The organism is Jatrophihabitans sp. (genome assembly GCA_036389035.1).
Lineage (GTDB): Bacteria > Actinomycetota > Actinomycetes > Mycobacteriales > Jatrophihabitantaceae > Jatrophihabitans_A.
Genome location: DASVQQ010000011.1, coordinates 282,475 through 300,422, shown reverse-complemented (window position 1 = coordinate 300,422; position 17,948 = coordinate 282,475). Strand labels below are relative to the sequence as shown.

Here is a 17,948-nt window from a genome sequence, read left to right as displayed (position 1 = left end):
GACCACTCCAGCGGCATAGGCCATGAAAGACCACGGCAAGTACCTGATCCCGTCGGAGCGGTCCGTCGTGGTCACCCGGCGGCACTGGGCGAGCCTGACCAAGGTCGGCGCCAGCTGCGGGGCGGTCTTCCTGGTGTCCCTGCTGATCGTGACGTACCTCGGCGACGAGCAGTTCTTCGCCGTCATCGGAGTGCTGGGGCTGCTCGGCTCCCTGGGATGGTTCGGCTTCGCGTGGTGGTTCTGGATCACCGAGGAATTCGTCATCACCGACAAGCGGGTCCTCATCGTCAGCGGCGTGATCACCCGGCGGGTCGCCATCATGCCCCTGACGAAGGTCACCGATCTGACCTATGAACGTTCGGTGCTGGGGCGGCTGCTCGGCTACGGGGTCTTCGTCATGGAATCAGCCGGTCAGCACCAGGCCATGAGCCGGGTCGAGTACCTGCCCAGGCCTGACCAGCTCTATCACGAGGTCTCGACGCTGCTGTTCGGGCCCAGGTCGGTGCTCAACTACCGCGGGCGCCCAGACGAGGGCAGGGACCATCCCACGACGCCGCTGCCGCCCATGCGCTGAGCCCGATCGTCCCACCACGGGGCACGTAGGGTGGCCCGATGATCGATTTGCACGCTCACACCACCGCCAGTGACGGCAGCGACACCCCTGCCGAGCTGGTGCGCAACGCGGTGGCTGCCGGCCTGCACACCCTCGCCATCACCGACCACGACACCACTGCCGGCTGGGATGAGGCCGTCGCGTCGGTAGGGCGACTGGACGTGGCGTTCACCCTGATCCGCGGCACCGAGTTCTCCTGCGTCTATGACGACCACGGCGTCCGGATCAGCCTGCACCTGCTCGGTTACCTCTTCGACCCGGACGCCGAAGCGCTCAAAGCCGAACGCGCGCGGCTGCGCGAGAGCCGGCTGGGCCGCGGCGAGGCGATAGTCGAGGCGCTGGTTGCGGCCGGGTACCCGATCAGTTGGCAGCAGGTCGTCGACATCGCCGGCGGCGGCGCGGTGGGGCGCCCGCACATCGGGCAGGCGTTGCTGCAGGCCGGCGTGGTGGACAGCGTCACCGACGCCTTCACCCACCTGCTGTCCAGCTCGTCGCCCTACTACGTGCCCAAGCTCGAGATGCCCGTGCATCGGGCGATCGAGCTGATCCGGCAGGCCGGCGGCGTGCCCGTGATCGCGCACCCCTGGGCCCGCAAGCGCGGTCAGATCCTGGACGAGGCGGCGCTGCGCAGCCTGGTGGCGCCCGGACTGCTCGGCATCGAGGTCGACCACATCGACCATGCCCCCGCGGACCGGGCCCGGCTGTCCGAGCTGGCTGCCGAGCTCGGGCTGCTCAGCACCGGGTCCTCCGACTACCACGGCACCCGCAAATCGGTCCGACTCGGCGCCGAAACCACCAGTCCGCAGTCCCTGCACCGGCTGCTCGGCGTGGCCACCGGGCTCGACGTCGTCCGTTCCGAGCCAGCCGCCGAGGCGGTGTGACGCGGGTCGGTGTGACAAAACTTCGCCTCCGGTCGCTGATGGGGTGAGGGTGAACAGACACCCGAGGCCCACACAAGTCAACCGTCGTCCTGGCGAACACGGAGTTTCAGCCGGATAGCCGGGCGCTTCGCGGCTACCGTGAGGCACCGGTCGCCGGTTTTCTACCCCCGATAAGGAGTGCCATGAGGATCGGAGCGAGTCTCTTTCTCATTGCGGTCGGCGCAATCTTGACGTTCGCGGTCACCGCTGAGGTCAACGGGATCGATATCAGCACCATTGGGGTAATCCTGATGATCGTTGGTGTGCTTGGATTGATCATCACCCTGATCATGATGAGCATGCGGCGCCGCACCGATGTCATCCACAGCCGCAACGGAACCACCTACATCGAGCCCGGTGGGCCGGTCGATCCGGCGGACCCTCGATACTAAGTTCACTGCCCGCACGACTTCACTGCCCGCACGACCCGTCCGTACGTAACGCAACAACTGCCTGGAGGTACCAGTGATTGTCCTCGGAATTATCCTGCTCATCATCGGAATCGTTGCCGACATCGGCATCCTGACGACGCTGGGAATCATCCTGCTCGTGATCGGTGCCATCCTCGCCATCATGGGCGGAATGGGCCGCGCGGTCGGTGGCCGCAGGCACTACTACTAACCCGGGCGAGGTTCCGCGCCGCACCGTAGTCCCAGTCCTATCCGAAGGCCCGTCCGCCAACGCGGACGGGCCTTCGGCCTTTCAGTCCCTCCTTCGGCCCCATCTCTGCCGCTCGACACACGAGCGGGTTAGCAATCAAACACTCCCCGGCGGGTAGTTGATCGGGTACGGTCTGCCGAGTTCGGTCTGTGAGATCGACCTGAGCGGCAAGGTGGGTGCGTCACCGTGTACCGCGCGTGCTGACGCGATTGCGTCGAGAAGGTGAGGACCTACCGGACCAACGGCCACTGCTGACGCCGGTCCGCGACGACGATCAGCTGAGCGCGGCCGTGCTGGCAGCGCAGGCCGGTCACGAAGAGGCCTTCAGCGAGCTGTATCACTCGGTGCAGCCCGGCTTGCTGCGGTACCTGAGCGTGCTGGTCGGCCGGGATGCCGAGGACATCGCTTCCGAGACCTGGCTCCAGGTCTGCCGCGATCTGCACACCTTCACCGGTGACGCCGACGGCTTCCGCGGCTGGGTCGCCACGATCGGCCGGCATCGCGGGCTCGACCACCTTCGCAACCGCAGCCGGCGGCCCACTGATCCAGCCCCGCTGGAAACGCTGCTGTCAGTCGCCGGGGACGAGGACACCGCTGCCCAGGCCGAGGAGTCGATGTCGACGGCTGCCGCGCTCCGGCTGATCGGTGAACTGCCGCGGGAGCAGGCCGAGGCGGTCCTGCTACGCGCCGTGATCGGCCTGGACGCCAAGACCGCCGCCGCGGTGCTGGGCAAGAGCCCCGGGGCGGTCCGCACCTCGGCTTACCGGGGCCTGAAAAATCTGGCCGCCATGCTGGAGCAAGGCCGCATCGACTGAGCGTGCCGGGCGCGGTGTGACAGATGCTTACGCGTCGGCGCTGACCAGATGAGATGAGCAACGCCAGCCGCCGCCCCCGCCGCCATCCGGACGAGCACGAACTCGTCCAGGCTGTCGCGGCCTCTGCCGCGCTGCGCCAGTTGCTCGCGGCCGCATCAGCGCCGCCGTCGACGGCTGAGCTCGAAGGTCGGTCCCAAGCGATCGCCCACTTCCGGGCGGCTCAGCGGCCCGGCCCCCTCCGCCCTGAGCCGATCAACCCGGCGACCGGCCAGGCAGCCCCGGAACGCCGTGCCCCGGCGAGGTTGGCGGGGGTCGGCCGCTGGTCGGCCGCGCGGGTCACCGTGGCCTGCACAGCGCTGGTGGTGCTGCTGGGAGGCACCGCCGCCGCCACTGCCGCCCCTGAGCTGCCGACGGCCCTGCATAACGCCGTCTCCGACCTCCTCAACACCTCGGCGCCGGCTGACAGCCCGCCGCCGGCGCCGGCCAGTTCCGCTGCCGAGCCCACCGTCCGGCCGGAACCGCGGCGCACCGGCTCTGGGGCGTCCTCGGCGCCGAACCGTCCGGGTTCGAGCACTGCCGCCGGACGGGCCGCCACGAGTGCCGCGAGCCTGCCGCAACTGGTCGGACTGTGCCGTGCCTACCAGGCAGCCGGCTCGGTCGAGGCAGCGGCGTTGCTGGCCAGGCCAGGCTTCGCGCCGCTGGTCATGGCAGCCGACGGGGTGCCGGGAGTAACCGCGTTCTGCGCCCACCTGATCGACCCGGCTCGGAGCGTCCCGCCGGGCAGCAGCCACTCACCGAACACGTACCGGCCCGGCGCGCGCCCCACGAGTCCGGCTCCGCAGGGCACCGTGCGGCCGAATGCCGCCGAACCCGCCGCGGCAGCTCAACCGGTGGCGGCTACCCAGCGGCCCGGCTCGGCGCGATTCCAGCTGCGGACCAGCAGGCCCGGCGCGGCGGTGGCCCACGCCGGCGCCGAGTCGCCGCCGGCGGTCGAGCACCCGGCCCACAGCGGCGCCGGCGCGCCTGTGGAGCGACCGAACAGCCGTCAGTAGCTGCCACTAGCATGGATTTATGACCCGATTGACGTGCCCGTGAGGCGGCTGCGCACGGCCGTGCTGCTGGCTGTGGCAGTGGCCGGCATGCTGTTGCTGACAGCGGGGCCGGCCGTGGCCGACGTCGATCAGGCGATCAGCAGCCTGCGCTCGGGCAACCTCTACGTCGATCCGGACGCCGACGCGAACCTGGACGAGGGCGCCGCCCGGTCAGCCTTGAACTCGTCGATCAAGATCGCGGTGCTACCCACCGGATCCGGTGACCCCGGCCAGCTCGCCAGGCAGATCGGTCAAGCCGTCGACACCGGTGACAAGCTCACGGTGGGCGTGTTCGTCGGCAGGACGTTCAACGCGGCCTCCAGCGAGCTGTGCACGGGCCGCGCCGGCCAGCTGGCGCGCAGGGCGGTTCAGGACAACCTCAGTCAGTTGCGGTCCAACGGCGACCTGACCGAGACGGTCAAGGACTTCGCCGGCCTCGTCGATGCCGCCCCCAGCTGCAGCGGCGGTCGCAGCGGTGGCGACAACAGCGAGCAGGCGCAGTCATCGGGGGGCAGCGGCTGGGCGACGCTGGGCGTGCTCGGGGTGCTGGGAGCCGGTGTCGTGGGTGGGCTGGTGTGGCGGCGCAAGCGCAAGGACCGGCAGGCGCTGGCCGACGCGCGCGCGCTGATCCAGCCTTACTACGACCGGCTCGCCGCCGACGTCGCCTCGCTGCAACCCGGCAATAACGCCACTGCCCTGCAGGCGCTGGCCGATGCCTCCGAGCGCTACAACTCCGGTGGCTCCCAGCTGGCCACGGCGACTTCGTTGGCCCAGCTCGGCGGGGCCCGGCGCAGCATCCTGGAAGGGTTGCAGGCGGCCAGGACCGCCCGGGTGGCGCTGGGCCTTGACCCCGGCCCCGATCTGCCACCGCTGGCCGAGTCCAACGCCCCGCAGCTGGCCAAGGCCGAGCAGGTCGAGGTCGGCGGCCAGACGGTGCAGGGCTATCCCGACTACACCCCCGGTGCGCCGTACTACTTCGCGGGCGGCGGCGGGTACGCCGGCGGTTGGTACTCGATGCCGTTCTGGCAGACGCTGCTGATCGCCGAAGCCCTGACACCGGGCTGGGGCTTCGGCTTCGGAGGCTGGGGCGGCGGCTGGGGCGGTTATGGCTCAGGCTATGGCAGCGGCTTCGAGGCCGGCCGCGAATCGGCCGAGCACGACAACGGCGGCTGGGACGGCGGCGGCGACTGGGGCGGCGGCGGCGACTGGGGCGGCGGCGGCGGTGGCGGTGGCGACTCGGGTGGCGGCAGCTGGTGACCAGCGTTCCTGAACAGCTGGAGTTGACCGGGCTGCCTCGACCGCTGTTCGCGGCCACCCCGTCCAAACTCGCCAACTTCGACTGCCCGCGGCGCTACCGGCTGACCTATCTGAGCCGGCCGGCCGCGCCGAAGGGCCCGCCGTGGGCGCACAACACGGTCGGGGCCGCGGTCCACCTGGCGCTGGCTCGCTGGTGGCAGCTGGAACCGGCCCGGCGGACCCCGCAGGCCGGAGCCGGCCTGGTGATCCGGAACTGGCAGCACGACGGCTTCGCCGACCGCGAGCAGTCCGAGGCATGGCGCGAGCAGGCCGCTGACTGGGTGGCCAACTACCTCACCGACGAGATCGAGCGCGGCGACCCGAACCGCGAGCCCAGGGGGGTCGAGCGCACGGTGGCCACCCGCACCGACCGGCTGGCGATCTCGGGCCGGGTGGACCGGATCGACGAGCGGGACGGCGAGCTGGTCATCGTGGACTACAAGACCGGCCGTTCCCGGCTGGACGCCGACGACGCCCGCGGCTCGCTGGCTCTGGCGCTGTACGCCGTCGCCGCCGAGCGGACCCTGCACCAGCGCTGCCGCCGGGTCGAACTGCACCACCTGCCCACCGGGGAGGTCGCGGCCTTCGAGCACACCGAGGAATCGCTGGGCCAGCACCTCAACCGGGCCGGTGAGACCGCTACCGACATCCTCGCCGCGACCGACACGGTGGCCGGCGGCGCCGATCCGGACGAGGTGTTCGCGCCGGTTCCAGGGCCTTCCTGCGGCTGGTGTGACTTTCGGCGGCTGTGCCCCGAAGGCCAGGCCAGCTCACGCCCGCGGGCCAGCTGGGAAGGCCTCGGGTTGCTGGACTCCAGCCAGCCCTGAGGCGAAGCCGAAAGGTGGCGCGCGCTGTCCGGATGACAAATCGACAACCAGCGGCCCTCAAAGCTAAACTATTCAATAGTAACTTCCTGACACCGAGCGGCGAGAAGGCTAGCCTCGCCCTACCGCGAACTCGCGCGGCAACTGTCCGGTCCGAGGCTCGTGACACCCGGTGCCACTGCTCACGAAAAAGGAGAGCGAGTCGATGGCAGAGTCCGCTGATCACCAGCTCGAGGAGATCCCTCCGGCCAAGGCGGGGATGCTTATTCACAGGCCGCCCGAGCAGGTCTTCCAAGCCTTGGCCGACCGCTCCATCGCCACTCGGTTCTGGTTCACCAAGAGCAGTGGTGACCTCGCGCCGGACGCGACCGTCCAGTGGGAGTGGGAGATGTACGGCGTCACGAAGACGGTGACGGTACGGGAGTTCCAACAGAGCCGACTGATCGTGGCCGACTGGGGCTCCGATGACGAGTCGCCCACGACCTTCAAGATCCGATTCATCCCGTGGCGCCAGGACACCTATGTGGACGTGACCGCGACCGGATTCACCGGCACCACCGACGAGATCATCGCCGGTGTCCTTGACGCCACCGCGGGTTGGACCATGGTGCTGTCTGTGGTGAAGGCCCTGCTGGAGCACGACATCATCCTGACCCTGGTGGCGGACAAGGCGCCGCCGGAAGGCCTCGAGCTCTGACGGAGGCGGTGAGCTCTCAACCGGAGGGCCTCTTGAGCCCTGGGGTGGTGCGTCTCCAAAACACCGACGTCTCCAAACACTGACGCCCGCGTCCGTACCGGGCGTCCGCTCCGGGCGGCATTCAGTTCTGCTGAGTGACCGGATCGGAAGAGCGGCCGCTTCCGCACGCCTGCCTACGCAGTGAGCGGACCGTCCGTCCTGACGGCGCCTGGTAGGTGGCTGACCAGTAGGCCGTCTCTCAAGCGTAATGTGTTGCAGGTCACTACTAAATCATATAGCATTATCTCGACGCTCACCGGGTTCCGCCCGATGCCGGCTCCGAGGAGCAGCGATCCGTTGTACGCAGCCATGCAGGCTGCCGAGCCCGAGAAGAGGTAGTAAAGATGACCGAGACCTTGCCCGACGAGAACAAGGCCCTCATCCAGCGCTTTTTCGACCAGGTGGTCAACCAACGCGACGTGGACTCGCTGAGCAGCTTCGTCAGCCGCGACAATGGCGGCGGGACCTGCGGTGGCACCGCCTTCCGGGAACTGGTGACGAGCCCGGCCCTCAGGGGCGGCCGGTTCGGCCCGTCCGCCGCTGGCGGACCCGCCAAGGAAGAGCCCGTCGACGTGGACGCGTGGCAGGAGTTCACCAAGCACGTGCTCGAGGCGTTTCCGGACCTGCGGGTCGATATCGATTGGATGGTGGCCGAGGGTGACACGGTCGTGGTGCGCTGGAGCGGTCGTCCCACCCACCGCGGTGAGTTCCTCTCCACCCCGCCCACCGGCCGAAAGGTGCGCCTGAGCAGCGTCGACGTCTTCACGGTCCAGGACGGCCAGATCCGCTCCGTTCGCTCGCACCCGGACACGGCACGCGTGCTGAACTCCATGGGCCACCTGCCGCGGACGCAACTGGTCACGACCCTGGTCCAGGACGAGGCGGACGACGACGAGTGAGTTCTGATCGAGCGCACCGCCGCGGTGCTCACTCGCCGGTCACCAGGTCATAGAAGGAGCTGACGGATGACAACTGACCTTGATTCCCGCAGGACCACGACGGCAACGGACCTGCAGGTGCGCAAGGCCGACAAGGTGTTCGCCTCGTTCGACACCGACGGCGACGGCGTCATCGACGTGCTGGACTACACCGGGATGGCGCAGGTCTACTGCGACGCCTACGGCATCCCGCCTCGCAGCGAGAGTTGGCGCAAGGTGCACGGCTGCGCGCAGGTGATGTGGCGGGCCATCGAGCGACGGACCGGAACGCTCAACCCGGCCAAGCTCACCAGGCAGGAGTGGATCGCCTGGATGGGCAGCAACGAGTACACCGACTTCGTGACCTACGCCGCGATCCCGTTCAGCCTGGCCGCGTTCGCCGTGGCGGACTCCGACGGGGACGGCCGGTGCGACGTCGATGAGATGAGTGCCGCTCAGCGCAGGTCGGGGATGAGTGAGCGGGAGATCCACCGGTCGTTCCGGCTGTTGGACTCCGACGGGGACGGTTACGTCACGTCCGAGGAATTCGCCCAGGCGCTCGAGGAGTACTACTTCAGCGATGACCCGGACGCGCCAGGCAACTCCATCGCCGGCGATCTGTGACCGATGACTACCATCGCGCGCTCGCCGGAGACGGCGCCCGGTCGGCTGCCGATAGTGGGTCACGCGCTGCGGATGAAGCGCCGGCCGGGCGACTTCCTGCTTTCCTTGCAAGCATCCGGCGATGCCGTCACGGTGATCCAGCTCGGACCGAAACAGATGTACGTGGTCAACGAGCCGGGACTCATCCGCGAGTTGCTGCGCGATCCGGAGACCTTCGCGCGGGGCGGCCCGATCACCGAGCGGTTCCGCATGATGTTCGGCAACGGCCTGGGCATCTCCGAAGGAGAGTTTCACCGGCGGCAGCGCTCGGTGATCCAGCCTGCCTTCGACCACTCCCGGATCGTGGGGTACACCGCGCTGATGAGCGAGGTGGTCGCCACCAGGGTGGAGTCCTGGCCCGACGGCCAGCAGATCGCCGTCGACAAGGAGATGGCCGATCTCGCCCTGACCAACGTCACGAAGGTGATCTTCGCCGCTGACACGGCGATCGACATCCCCGAATTCGTGGCGGCCACCACGGTCGTGCTCAGCGGCCTGTTCCGGCGGATGACCGACACCATCGGCCTGACCCGGTTGCCGACGCCGGCCAACCTCCGTTACCGCGCGGCCACCGAGTACCTGCGGCGAACCATCAACCAGGTGATCAGCGACTACCGCCAGAGCGGCGTCGACCGCGGCGACCTGCTGTCCACCATGCTCTACGCCCGCGACGACGACGGCGAGCCGGTCATGACCGACCAGCAGCTGCACGACGAGGTGATGACCTTCTTCATCGCCGGCAGCAACACCATCAGCAACACGCTGTCCTGGGCGCTGCACGAGATCGCGACCAATCCCGAGGTCGAACAGCGCCTGCACGACGAGGTCGACCGGGTGCTGGCCGGCAGGGCCGCGGGCTACCACGACGTGGCGCGGCTGGAATACACCCGGCGGGTGATCACCGAGACACTGCGCAAGCGGACGCAGGGACTGTTCCTGAGCCGGGTGACCACCAGGGATGTCCATCTCGGCGGGTACCACATCCCGGCCGGCTCAGACGTCCTCTACAGCTTCCACGCGCTCAACCACAACCCGGCCATCCACGCTCATCCGGAGCGCTTCGATCCGGATCGCTGGCTGCCCGAGCGAGCCCGAGCCATACCGCGGGGCGCTTTCATGCCCTTCTCGATCGGTGTTCACGGCTGCATCGGCGACCAGTTCGCGTGGGTGGAGATGATCGTCCTGCTGGCCACCATCACGGCGCGCTGGCGGCTGGTGTCAGCACCTGGCCATCAGCCCAAGCCGAAGCTGGCCATCACCATGCCGGTCGACTCGCTCCCGATGATCGCGCACCGCCGCGAGGTGGGCGTGGCAAGCAGCTGACCCGTCGATCAGCGCAGGCCCTGCCAGAAGTCGAGCAGGGCGCGCACGGTCGCGGCGGGGTTCTCCACCGCCGGTGAATGCGCCGCGCCGGCGATCACCGCATGGGCAGCGCCGAGCCGGCGGGCCATCTCGGTCTGCACCGCCGGCGTCCAGGCGTCATCGGACTCACCGTGCAACACCAGCACCGGCAGTCCGGTCCCGGCGAGTTCGGCGGTGCGGTCCTGCGCGGTGCGCAACTCCTGGCCCATGACCTGCAGCCCGACCGGGTCGGTGGCCATGAACCGGGTGCGCAGGAACGCCAGCAGCCCCGGTGCCGACCGCGCGTACTTCGGATCGGCCTGCGCGCTGAACTCCAACTGGCTCCACAGACCGGCCATGCCCCGCTTGGCCAGCACCAGCTCACCGGCGTCCAGCAGGATCCGCCGCTGGCCGGTCACCGCGTCGGGCCCCGAACTCATCAGGGTGAGGCTGTCGAACAGCTCGGACTTGGCCAGCGCCGCCGCGCGGCCGACCAGCCCGCCGAGCGAGTGGCCGACCAGGTGCACCCGCGACCTGGCCGGCGCCAGCTCGGCGGCAAGCTGGCAGACGTCCTCGGCCAGCGCCTGCAGGGTGTATCCGGCCGGGCTGGTCGCCCACGCCGACTCGAACTGGCCTCGCTGGTCGATCGCCACCGCCCGATAGCCGGCGTCGGCCAGCGGGCGCAGCAGCGGCAGGAAGTCCTCTTTGCTGCCGGTGTAGCCGGGCACCAGCAGCACGACCGGACGCGACCCGGCCGGCAACCCGGCGCCGGTGACCCCGGTGACGCCGGTGTCCAGGGCGGCGAGGCTGCCGCTCGACAGCGAGAACTCGGTTCTCACTGGTACATCTGGGTGTCTGCGCCGGCCAGCAGCAATCCGTTGCCGACCGGGAAAACCCGAGCGGCGCCGCTCGGAGCCGGTGACATGCGCACCCGCGCCTCGACCCGGCCGGTGGCGCCGGCGAAGCGCTGGACCGTCGAGTCGCCGACCGCGGCCAGCACGCTCGACTCCAGCACCGTCGCCGGCCCGGTGGCCGGTGCGGACCAGTTGACCTTCCCGGTCTCGGCGAAGCTGTAGAGCCGCCCCAGCCAGAGCACCTCCAGCGGTTCGCCGGTGGCGGTGAAGCCGTCGACCGCGGTCGAGGCCCTGGGCAACCGGTCCAGCTCGGCGGCGAGCTCGGCAGGCGCGGCCAACCGGTCGGACCTGGTCTCCTCGCCCTTGTCCGCGCTGTAGCTGTGCAGAACGCCGGTGCTCGGGTCCAGCGCGCCCACGAACGCGCTCGCCGCGACCGGCACCATGGCTTGCGGGACGGTCACGCTCCATTTCAGCTCGTCAGAGGTCAGCCCCCGCAACACCAGCCGGTGCTGCGAGCCGCAGGTGGTGCTGATCAGCACCCCCTGGGAACCGGCCAGCGCGCGGTCCACCGAGCAGCGATCCGGCGCCACCCAGTTCCAGCGGTCGAGCCCGCCGGCGTTGTCGATGACGTGCACCGAGTGGCGAGCCACGGTCATCACCACGTTGGGCGCGCTGGTGGCCTCGGTGATGCCGTTGTCGGTCAGGGTGCGCAGCCACTTGACGGCTCCGGTGGCGCTCACGAACCCGGTCACCTGGTCGCAGTTGCCGTGCCGGTTGTAGATCGCGATCGTCGAGGCGTCCTGTTGCAGCACCGAGCAGATCGTCTGGTCCGAGCGGGTGTAGTGCCAGCGGACCTTGCCGGTCCGGGCATCCAGGCCGTGCACGCTGTGGCTGTCATAGCTGATCACCACCCCGTCGTGGACCGGGGTTCCGGCAGCGGGGCGGTCCGCGCTGAGCCACGTCCGGGCCAGCGCGTCAGCGGTGGAACCGGTCGGGATCGGCGCCGGCGCCGGTGCGCTGCGGCGGCTGACATGGGTCAACTCACCACGCGCGTAGGCGGTCCGCACGGCGAGCACCACCGCCAGCAGCACGAGCGCCAGCACGGCCGCATAGATCCGGGTGGCCCTGGTGGTGCGGGTCTGATAGGCGAGCAATGCCGGATGAACCGGTCTGGTCGCCGTCGCTGTCCGGCCGACCGAATCGTGCGCGATCTGATCGCCGGCGACCTGATCGTGGGCGACCCGACCGTCGGCTGCCTGATTGCCGGCAGCCCGATCCGGGCCAGCGGGATGCGTGGCAGGCTCGCGGGACGCCGCGAGAGGCCCGTCCGGTTCTGACACCTGAGGTGATCCTGACTCAGCCGGCGCTGCTCTGCTCCGCCGGGGTCGAGCCGGTCACCGGAGCGCCGGCCCGGGTGCGCCGGCGACGACGGTTGCGGCTGGCCGCCGGTTTGCGCTCGCCCTGCTCGGACTCCGCGCCGCTCGCCGAGGACTCGGCACGCGACCGGGACCGCCCGGAGCCATCAGAGCGTTCGGAGCCCTGCGAGCGTCCGGACCGGGCCGGACGTCCGGCCGACCCGCGGTCGCCGCGGCCGGACTTCTTGCGGTCCGGGCCGCCGAGGTCCTCCACGGCTTCGGCGTCCAGGCCGGCCCGGGTCCGCGCCGCGCGCGGCAGCACGCCCTTGACCGAGGTCGGGATACTCAGCTCGAGGTAGAGGTGATCGGAGGTGGAGTAGGTCTCGACCGGCTCGTGCAACGGCAGGTTCAGCGTGTCGCAGATCAGCTTCCACTTGGGCAGGTCGTCCCAGTCCACCAGCGTCACCGAGGTGCCGGACTTGCCGGCCCGGGCGGTGCGCCCGATGCGGTGCACATAGGTCATCGCGTCTTCGGGGCACTGGTAGTTGATCACGTGGGTCACGTCGTCGATGTCCAGGCCGCGAGCGGCGACATCGGTGGCCACCAGCACGTCCACCTTGCCCGAGCGGAAGGCCCGCAGCGCCTGCTCGCGGGCGCCCTGGCTGAGGTCGCCGTGCACCGCGCCGGCCGCGAAGCCCCGCTCGACCAGGTCATCGGCGACCTTCTGGGCGGTTCGCTTGGTACGGGTGAAGATCAGGGTCAGGCCGCGGCCGTCGGCCTGCAGGATCCGGGCGAGCACCTCGGTCTTGTCCATCGCGTGTGCCCGGTAGGCGAACTGGTCGACGTGCTCGGTGGCCGGGATATGGGTGTCGGACTCGGCCCGGATCTGGATCGGCTGGTTGAGGAACTGCCGTGCCAGCGCCACGATCGGGCCCGGCATGGTGGCCGAGAACAGCATCGTCTGGCGGCCCGCGGGCAGTTGCGACATCAGCTTCTCGATGTCGGGCAGGAAGCCCAGGTCGAGCATCTCGTCGGCCTCGTCGAGCACCAGGCACCGGACGTAGCCGAGGTTCAGGTGGCCCTGCTGGGACAGGTCCAACAACCGGCCGGGGGTTCCGACGACCACGTCGCAGCCGGCCTTGAGCGCCTCGACCTGCGGCTCGTAGGCACGCCCGCCGTAGATCGTGACGACCTTGGCTCCCAGTCGCTTGCCGGCGGTGGTCAGGTCACCGGCGACCTGCACGGCCAGCTCGCGGGTCGGCGCGATCACCAGCGCCTGCGGCTTGGCGCCCTTGGCGCTGGGCAGCTCGAGCCGGTTGAGCATCGGGACCCCGAAGCCAAGGGTCTTGCCGGTGCCGGTCCTGGCCTGCCCGATCAGGTCCGAGCCGGCCAGCGCGATCGGCAGGGTCAGTTCCTGGATCGCGAAGGTGTGCTCGATCCCGACCGCCAGCAACGCGGCGATGATCTCTTCCTTGATGGCGAAGCTGGAGAACAGCGGGCTGTCGGGCTTGACCGGGGCGATCCCGACCAGCGGGGCCGGGTCGATGACCTCGACGGCGTCGGTGTCGTCGGCGATCAGCTCGTCGGTGTCGCCAGGTCGCGGGGCATCGCTGAAGGCAGCGTCTGTCATGGGTGGGTATCCAATTCTGCGTACAGGTGCGAACAGTTCGTGGGCACCTGTGGCGGGGCCATCGCTACTGGCCGCCAGCGCGGCAGACACCCGCTAGGACGTTGAAGCCGGTTCGAGGACGCCCGAATGAGAGCGAGAACCCATCGAAAACCCAAGCCTCAGCCTGCAGTCTAGCTGCCGCGACCCGGAAATCCTTGCAGTCAGCGTTAGCGTGGGCCGCGCAACCGCGCACCACGGAGTCGGCGAAGGGGAGCCCGAGGCCCATGATGCCTGCCAACGAGCCAGATCAGGCCGCGATCATCGACCTGCTGGGAGTGCTCGCCTACGGCGAGTTGAGCGCCTTCGACCGGATGGCCGCCGACGCCAGGATGGCGCCGACGACGGCCCTGCGCGCCGCGCTGTCCGAGGTCGCCGCGCTGGAGATGGGCCACTACCGCAAGCTGGTCACCCGGATCGCCGAACTGGGCGCCGACCCGCAGCAGGCGATGGCGCCGTTCATCGAAGCCGTCGAGACCTTTCACCACCGCACCGAGCCGCGGACCTGGGGCGAGGCGCTGGTCAAGGCCTACGTGGGGGACGGGTTGGCGGCTGACTTCTACCTGGAGGTCGCCCAGTACGTCGATGACTCGACCCGGCAACTGGTCACCGAGGCCCTGGCCGACTCCGGCAATGCGGAGTTCGCGATCCGCGAGGTGGGCGTGCTGATCAGCAGCGACCCGACCGCGGCGTCCCGGCTGTCGCTGTGGGGACGGCGGCTGGTCGGCGAGGCGATCACCCAGGCGCAGCGGGTGGCGGCCGAGCGGGACGCCCTGACGATGCTGATCGTCGGCGGGGTCGGTGACCTGACCGGCATCAGCCGGCTCACCGATCGGATCATGCTCAAGCACACCCAGCGAATGACCGCGATCGGGCTGTCCAACTAGGCCCCCGGCCTTTCCGAGCCGGGCGCTGGATCAGCCGGCGACGAAGCCGACCCGTCGGCTGTCGGCCTGGGCGATCTCGACGTAGGCCACCAGGTTGGCCGGCACGATGACCTTGCGCCCGCGCTCGTCGGTCAGTGACAGCTGGCCGTCCACGCTCTTGAGCGCCGTGGCGATCACTTCCTCGACCTCGGCGGGAGTCTGGTTGCTCTCCAGCACGATCTCGCGAGGGGTGTGCAGCACGCCGATCTTGACCTCCACGCGGTCCTCCAGTTTCAGTCGCCGGCACGGTCGCGGTGACCGGCTCGGCTGCCAGCTAGATAGCCGGAAGGACTTCGCCTCCGGACGGCTCCACGCTAGTCGAACGCCGCCGCCGGGCTCTCGGCCGGTCGCTGCGCTGTGAGCGAACGAGCCTGAGCGGTCCCTGGCTCAGCCGTTGGCCGATGGCGCCGGGGCGCCGGCCTGCAGCGGGAAGAAGGAGATTCCGCGCCACTGCAGCGTCTCCAGCAGGTGGACGGCCTCGGCCTTCGGGATCGGCCGGTTGGCATCGAGCCACCAGGTCGCGGTGATCTGGGCGGCGCCGGTCAGCGCCACCGACAGCAACTCGGCCTGCGGCCGGCCCAACCCGGTGTCCGCCGCGACCGTGTCGGCGACCGCCTGCATGGTGATCCGCGCCACCCGGTCGACCCGCTCGCGGACCGCCGGCTCGTTGCCCAGGTCGGACTCGAAGATCAGCCGGAACGCGCCCTCGTCGCCCCGGTCGGCGCCGTCGACGAAGTCGAAGTACGCGGTCAGCACGTTGTGCACCCGGACCCGGTTGTCCTCGGTCTCGGCCAGCGCCTGCCGGACCCGTTCCAGCACGTCCTCGGCGTGGGTGTCCAGCAGTGCCAGGTAGAGCTCGAGCTTGCCGGGGAAGTGCTGGTACAGGACAGGCTTGGACACCCCGGCCCGGATCGCGATGTCGTCCATCGCGGCGGCGTGGTAGCCGTTGGTCACGAAGACCTCCTGGGCGGCGGCCAGCAGTTGCTTGCGGCGCGCCGAGCGGGGCAGCCGTGCTCCTCGTGAGGTGTCCATGGTCTCGGTCATGACGAACCTCCTGGCGAGGCGCTGGGGCGAACTCGATGCTACCGGTGGGTAGCCATCCCAGCTCCCATGATCGTTTCCCGCGGCGCGCTCGCCGCGCCGAGAAGGTATTTTTGTTCCAATGAAGACCGCGTCGATGGTCCGGGGCCGCATCCTTCTGGACAGCCCGCTGGCTCAGAGCCGCCGGGTGCTGCAGGCCGGCCGCGGCCGGTTGCTGCCACGGCCGAGCCGGCCGCTGCGCACCGAGACCCTGGCCGGCGCCGCCGACTACCGGCTGGCGGCGCCAGATTCCACGCGGGTGCCGTGGCCGGCCACCGAGGTGCGGCTCGGAGAGGTCGCGCTCAACGTCCGGCACACGCCCTCGGCCAACCCGGACGCCCCGCCGGCGTTGTACCTGCACGGCCTGAGCGGGGCCTCGACCAACTTCACCGACCTGGCCGACCTGCTCTCACCGTGGCTGGACGGCCAGGCCCTGGACCTGCCCGGTTTCGGGCGGTCCGGACCGCCGCCGCGCCGGGACTACTCGATCCCCGCACAGAGCCGGCTGGTCATCGCCTACCTCGAGCAGAGCGGGCGCGGGCCGGTGCACCTGGTCGGCAACTCGATGGGCGGGACGATCGCGATCCAGGTGGCCGCCAACCGGCCGGATCTGGTGCGCACCCTGACCCTGGTCTCACCTGCGGTGCCGGACCTGCGGCCGAAGAAGGGCTCGGACCGGATGATGCCGCTGCTGCTGGTGCCCGGACTGGGATACCGGGTGCTTGACCGGCTGGACCAGATACCGCCCGAACGGCGGGTGCGGGCGCTCATCGAGCTGTGCTTCGCCCATCCCGAGCGGGTACCGGCCAACCGGCTCGCCGAGGCGGTCGCCGAGCTGGAGATCCGCCGGGGCTACCCGTGGTCCGGTGAAGCGCTGTTGCGGTCGCTACGGGCGGTGGTGCGCAGTTACCTGACTCTGGGGCCTCGGTCCTCGTGGTACGCCCTGAGCCAGATCCAGGCGCCGGCCGTGGTGGTGTGGGGGCAGCTCGACCGGCTGGTCGATGTCGCCAACGCGCCCCGGGTCGCCCGGACCCTGCCCGACGCCAGCCTGCTGGTGCTGCCCGACATCGGGCACACCGCGCAGCTGGAGGATCCGGTCAGCACCGCCCGGGCCATCCTTGCCCTGCTGGCCCGCGCAAATGACGCGCACCGGGAGGCCGGTGTGGGATCGTGAGGCAGTGACCCGACCGAGCGCCCAGCCGCGTGAGCGGAATTCGGCCGGCGGCTCATCCGGCGGCCCGGGCGGGCGTGATCGGGGCTCCGGAGCCCGCTGGCGCGCCTTCGCCGGCCGCTACGGCTGGCGGGCCTACGCGCTGCCGCTGCTGACGGTGCTCAGCGTGGTGGCGGTCTACAACATCAGCACCCACCGGGACCGTCCGGCCGCCCGCGCCCAGACCAGCGTGCCGGCGGCGCAGAGCCCCGTCGTGACCACCCCCACCCCGCAGAGCAGCCGGCCCTCCGCCGCCGCCAGCAGCAGCCGGCCGCAGACCAGCAAGCCGGTCACCAGCTCCGCGCGGCCGACGCCGACGCCCACCCCGTTGTCACCGCTGGCGCTGCCGGCCGGCCCGGCCTACTCGATGACCGGCCAGGGCTCCTTCTCGATCCTTCCGGGCAGCTCGGGCGTGCTGGGCCGGGGCAACCTGCGCCGGTTCACGATCGAGGTCGAGGACGGCATCAGCGGTGCGGACCCGCAGGCGTTCGCGGCCTCGGTCATGAGCACGCTGAGCGATCAGCGGTCCTGGATCGCCACCGAGGCGGTCGCGCTGCAACGGGTGGACTCCGGACCCGTCGACTTCCGGATCAGCCTGACCGCCCCGCTGACCGTGCGGCCGCTGTGCGGGTACTCGCTGCGGATGGAGACCTCCTGCTACGCCGGCTCGGGCCGGGTGGTGCTCAACCTGTCCCGCTGGGTGCGTGGCGCGCAGGCGTTCGGCGGCGACCTGGCCAACTACCACCACTATGTGGTCAACCACGAGGTAGGTCACGCGGTGGGGCACAGTCACGCCCATCGCTGCCTCAACAACGGCCTGGCGCCGATCATGATGCAGCAGACCATCGGAACCAAGACCGAGAACGGCCGGTGCCGGGCCAACCCCTGGCCGTTCCCGCCCGGCGTGCCGGACGCGCCGGGCGCCGAGCAGGCCGGCAGCGACGCCGACGCGGCGTTCTTCCAGCGCAATTCCTCCTGACC

General features: G+C 70.2%; 21 protein-coding genes. 16 read left to right on the top strand and 5 right to left on the bottom strand.

Features of this window, described 5'->3' with window-relative positions:
* The first annotated feature begins 22 nt into the window (after nucleotides 1-22).
* The 12 genes from VF557_09245 (at nucleotide 23) to VF557_09190 (ending at nucleotide 9,858) form a co-directional block, all read left to right on the top strand.
* The gene (locus VF557_09245; protein ID HEX8080382.1) at nucleotides 23-574 is read left to right on the top strand and encodes a PH domain-containing protein; all 552 of its coding nucleotides are present in this window, start codon (nucleotides 23-25) and stop codon (nucleotides 572-574) included.
* A gap of 38 nt (nucleotides 575-612) precedes the next feature.
* Nucleotides 613-1,494 (top strand): PHP domain-containing protein, encoded by an 882-nt coding sequence (locus VF557_09240; protein ID HEX8080381.1) that lies wholly within the window; start codon nucleotides 613-615, stop codon nucleotides 1,492-1,494.
* A 182-nt stretch (nucleotides 1,495-1,676) separates the two neighbouring features.
* The gene (locus VF557_09235) at nucleotides 1,677-1,925 is read left to right on the top strand and encodes a DUF6458 family protein (GenBank protein HEX8080380.1); all 249 of its coding nucleotides are present in this window, start codon (nucleotides 1,677-1,679) and stop codon (nucleotides 1,923-1,925) included.
* 73 nt (nucleotides 1,926-1,998) lie between these two features.
* Nucleotides 1,999-2,154 (top strand): DUF6131 family protein, encoded by a 156-nt coding sequence (locus VF557_09230; protein ID HEX8080379.1) that lies wholly within the window; start codon nucleotides 1,999-2,001, stop codon nucleotides 2,152-2,154.
* A 236-nt stretch (nucleotides 2,155-2,390) separates the two neighbouring features.
* Nucleotides 2,391-3,008: an RNA polymerase sigma factor gene (locus tag VF557_09225; protein ID HEX8080378.1), complete on the top strand. Its 618-nt coding sequence runs from the start codon at nucleotides 2,391-2,393 to the stop codon at nucleotides 3,006-3,008.
* A 53-nt stretch (nucleotides 3,009-3,061) separates the two neighbouring features.
* Nucleotides 3,062-4,060 carry a hypothetical protein gene (locus VF557_09220; protein HEX8080377.1) on the top strand — a complete coding sequence of 333 codons (999 nt, stop codon included), beginning with the start codon at nucleotides 3,062-3,064 and terminating at the stop codon, nucleotides 4,058-4,060.
* Between the two features lie 39 nt (nucleotides 4,061-4,099).
* Nucleotides 4,100-5,356 (top strand): hypothetical protein, encoded by a 1,257-nt coding sequence (locus VF557_09215; GenBank protein HEX8080376.1) that lies wholly within the window; start codon nucleotides 4,100-4,102, stop codon nucleotides 5,354-5,356.
* The gene (locus VF557_09210) at nucleotides 5,353-6,222 is read left to right on the top strand and encodes a PD-(D/E)XK nuclease family protein (protein ID HEX8080375.1); all 870 of its coding nucleotides are present in this window, start codon (nucleotides 5,353-5,355) and stop codon (nucleotides 6,220-6,222) included. The genes VF557_09215 and VF557_09210 overlap by 4 nt, the downstream gene beginning before the upstream one ends.
* Nucleotides 6,223-6,424: 202 nt before the next feature.
* Complete coding sequence (locus VF557_09205; protein ID HEX8080374.1) at nucleotides 6,425-6,916, top strand: SRPBCC domain-containing protein; 492 nt, start codon at nucleotides 6,425-6,427, stop codon at nucleotides 6,914-6,916.
* 383 nt (nucleotides 6,917-7,299) lie between these two features.
* Entirely contained in the window at nucleotides 7,300-7,854 is a 555-nt protein-coding gene (locus VF557_09200) for an ester cyclase (protein HEX8080373.1), read from the top strand.
* Nucleotides 7,855-7,920: 66 nt separating this feature from the next.
* On the top strand, nucleotides 7,921-8,496 hold the full coding sequence (locus tag VF557_09195) for an EF-hand domain-containing protein (GenBank protein HEX8080372.1): 576 nt from the start codon (nucleotides 7,921-7,923) through the stop codon (nucleotides 8,494-8,496).
* Between the two features lie 3 nt (nucleotides 8,497-8,499).
* The gene (locus VF557_09190) at nucleotides 8,500-9,858 is read left to right on the top strand and encodes a cytochrome P450 (protein HEX8080371.1); all 1,359 of its coding nucleotides are present in this window, start codon (nucleotides 8,500-8,502) and stop codon (nucleotides 9,856-9,858) included.
* Between the two features lie 8 nt (nucleotides 9,859-9,866).
* Here VF557_09190 and VF557_09185 read toward each other — a convergent pair whose 3' ends face one another.
* Both VF557_09185 and VF557_09180 read right to left on the bottom strand, forming a co-directional pair.
* Nucleotides 9,867-10,715: an alpha/beta hydrolase gene (locus VF557_09185; GenBank protein HEX8080370.1), complete on the bottom strand. Its 849-nt coding sequence runs from the start codon at nucleotides 10,713-10,715 to the stop codon at nucleotides 9,867-9,869.
* Nucleotides 10,712-11,884 carry a PQQ-binding-like beta-propeller repeat protein gene (locus tag VF557_09180; protein HEX8080369.1) on the bottom strand — a complete coding sequence of 391 codons (1,173 nt, stop codon included), beginning with the start codon at nucleotides 11,882-11,884 and terminating at the stop codon, nucleotides 10,712-10,714. The genes VF557_09185 and VF557_09180 overlap by 4 nt, the downstream gene beginning before the upstream one ends.
* 48 nt (nucleotides 11,885-11,932) lie before the next feature.
* Here VF557_09180 and VF557_09175 point away from each other — a divergent pair, with 48 nt between their 5' ends.
* Nucleotides 11,933-12,067, top strand: a complete 135-nt coding sequence (locus tag VF557_09175) for a hypothetical protein (protein HEX8080368.1) — start codon at nucleotides 11,933-11,935, stop codon at nucleotides 12,065-12,067.
* A 19-nt stretch (nucleotides 12,068-12,086) separates the two neighbouring features.
* On the opposite strand, the gene VF557_09170 is transcribed toward VF557_09175, so the two are convergent.
* Nucleotides 12,087-13,715, bottom strand: coding sequence for a DEAD/DEAH box helicase (locus VF557_09170; protein ID HEX8080367.1), 1,629 nt, complete (start codon nucleotides 13,713-13,715; stop codon nucleotides 12,087-12,089).
* Between the two features lie 266 nt (nucleotides 13,716-13,981).
* Between VF557_09170 and VF557_09165 the strand changes: the two genes are divergently transcribed.
* Nucleotides 13,982-14,638, top strand: a complete 657-nt coding sequence (locus VF557_09165) for a ferritin-like fold-containing protein (protein HEX8080366.1) — start codon at nucleotides 13,982-13,984, stop codon at nucleotides 14,636-14,638.
* Between the two features lie 30 nt (nucleotides 14,639-14,668).
* Here the strand turns inward: VF557_09165 and VF557_09160 are convergent, their stop codons facing one another.
* Nucleotides 14,669-14,896 (bottom strand): DUF3107 domain-containing protein, encoded by a 228-nt coding sequence (locus VF557_09160; protein HEX8080365.1) that lies wholly within the window; start codon nucleotides 14,894-14,896, stop codon nucleotides 14,669-14,671.
* A 168-nt stretch (nucleotides 14,897-15,064) separates the two neighbouring features.
* A complete protein-coding gene (locus tag VF557_09155) occupies nucleotides 15,065-15,721 on the bottom strand; it encodes a TetR/AcrR family transcriptional regulator (GenBank protein HEX8080364.1) in 657 nt (218 codons plus the stop codon).
* A gap of 118 nt (nucleotides 15,722-15,839) precedes the next feature.
* Between VF557_09155 and VF557_09150 the strand changes: the two genes are divergently transcribed.
* Entirely contained in the window at nucleotides 15,840-16,931 is a 1,092-nt protein-coding gene (locus VF557_09150) for an alpha/beta hydrolase (GenBank protein HEX8080363.1), read from the top strand.
* Nucleotides 16,932-16,935: 4 nt separating this feature from the next.
* Complete coding sequence (locus tag VF557_09145) at nucleotides 16,936-17,946, top strand: DUF3152 domain-containing protein (GenBank protein ID HEX8080362.1); 1,011 nt, start codon at nucleotides 16,936-16,938, stop codon at nucleotides 17,944-17,946.
* Nucleotides 17,947-17,948: the final 2 nt, after the last annotated feature.

Bases quoted from the DNA above. Each gene is read 5' to 3' on its own strand.
- VF557_09245 (HEX8080382.1), top strand. From the start codon at position 23: ATGAAAGACCACGGCAAGTACCTGATCCCGTCGGAGCGGTCCGTCGTG.
- VF557_09240 (HEX8080381.1), top strand. From the start codon at position 613: ATGATCGATTTGCACGCTCACACCACCGCCAGTGACGGCAGCGACACC.
- VF557_09235 (HEX8080380.1), top strand. From the start codon at position 1,677: ATGAGGATCGGAGCGAGTCTCTTTCTCATTGCGGTCGGCGCAATCTTG.
- VF557_09220 (HEX8080377.1), top strand. From the start codon at position 3,062: ATGAGCAACGCCAGCCGCCGCCCCCGCCGCCATCCGGACGAGCACGAA.
- VF557_09205 (HEX8080374.1), top strand. From the start codon at position 6,425: ATGGCAGAGTCCGCTGATCACCAGCTCGAGGAGATCCCTCCGGCCAAG.
- VF557_09200 (HEX8080373.1), top strand. From the start codon at position 7,300: ATGACCGAGACCTTGCCCGACGAGAACAAGGCCCTCATCCAGCGCTTT.
- VF557_09195 (HEX8080372.1), top strand. From the start codon at position 7,921: ATGACAACTGACCTTGATTCCCGCAGGACCACGACGGCAACGGACCTG.
- VF557_09190 (HEX8080371.1), top strand. From the start codon at position 8,500: ATGACTACCATCGCGCGCTCGCCGGAGACGGCGCCCGGTCGGCTGCCG.
- VF557_09170 (HEX8080367.1), bottom strand. From the start codon at position 13,715: ATGACAGACGCTGCCTTCAGCGATGCCCCGCGACCTGGCGACACCGAC.
- VF557_09165 (HEX8080366.1), top strand. From the start codon at position 13,982: ATGCCTGCCAACGAGCCAGATCAGGCCGCGATCATCGACCTGCTGGGA.
- VF557_09155 (HEX8080364.1), bottom strand. From the start codon at position 15,721: ATGACCGAGACCATGGACACCTCACGAGGAGCACGGCTGCCCCGCTCG.
- VF557_09150 (HEX8080363.1), top strand. From the start codon at position 15,840: ATGAAGACCGCGTCGATGGTCCGGGGCCGCATCCTTCTGGACAGCCCG.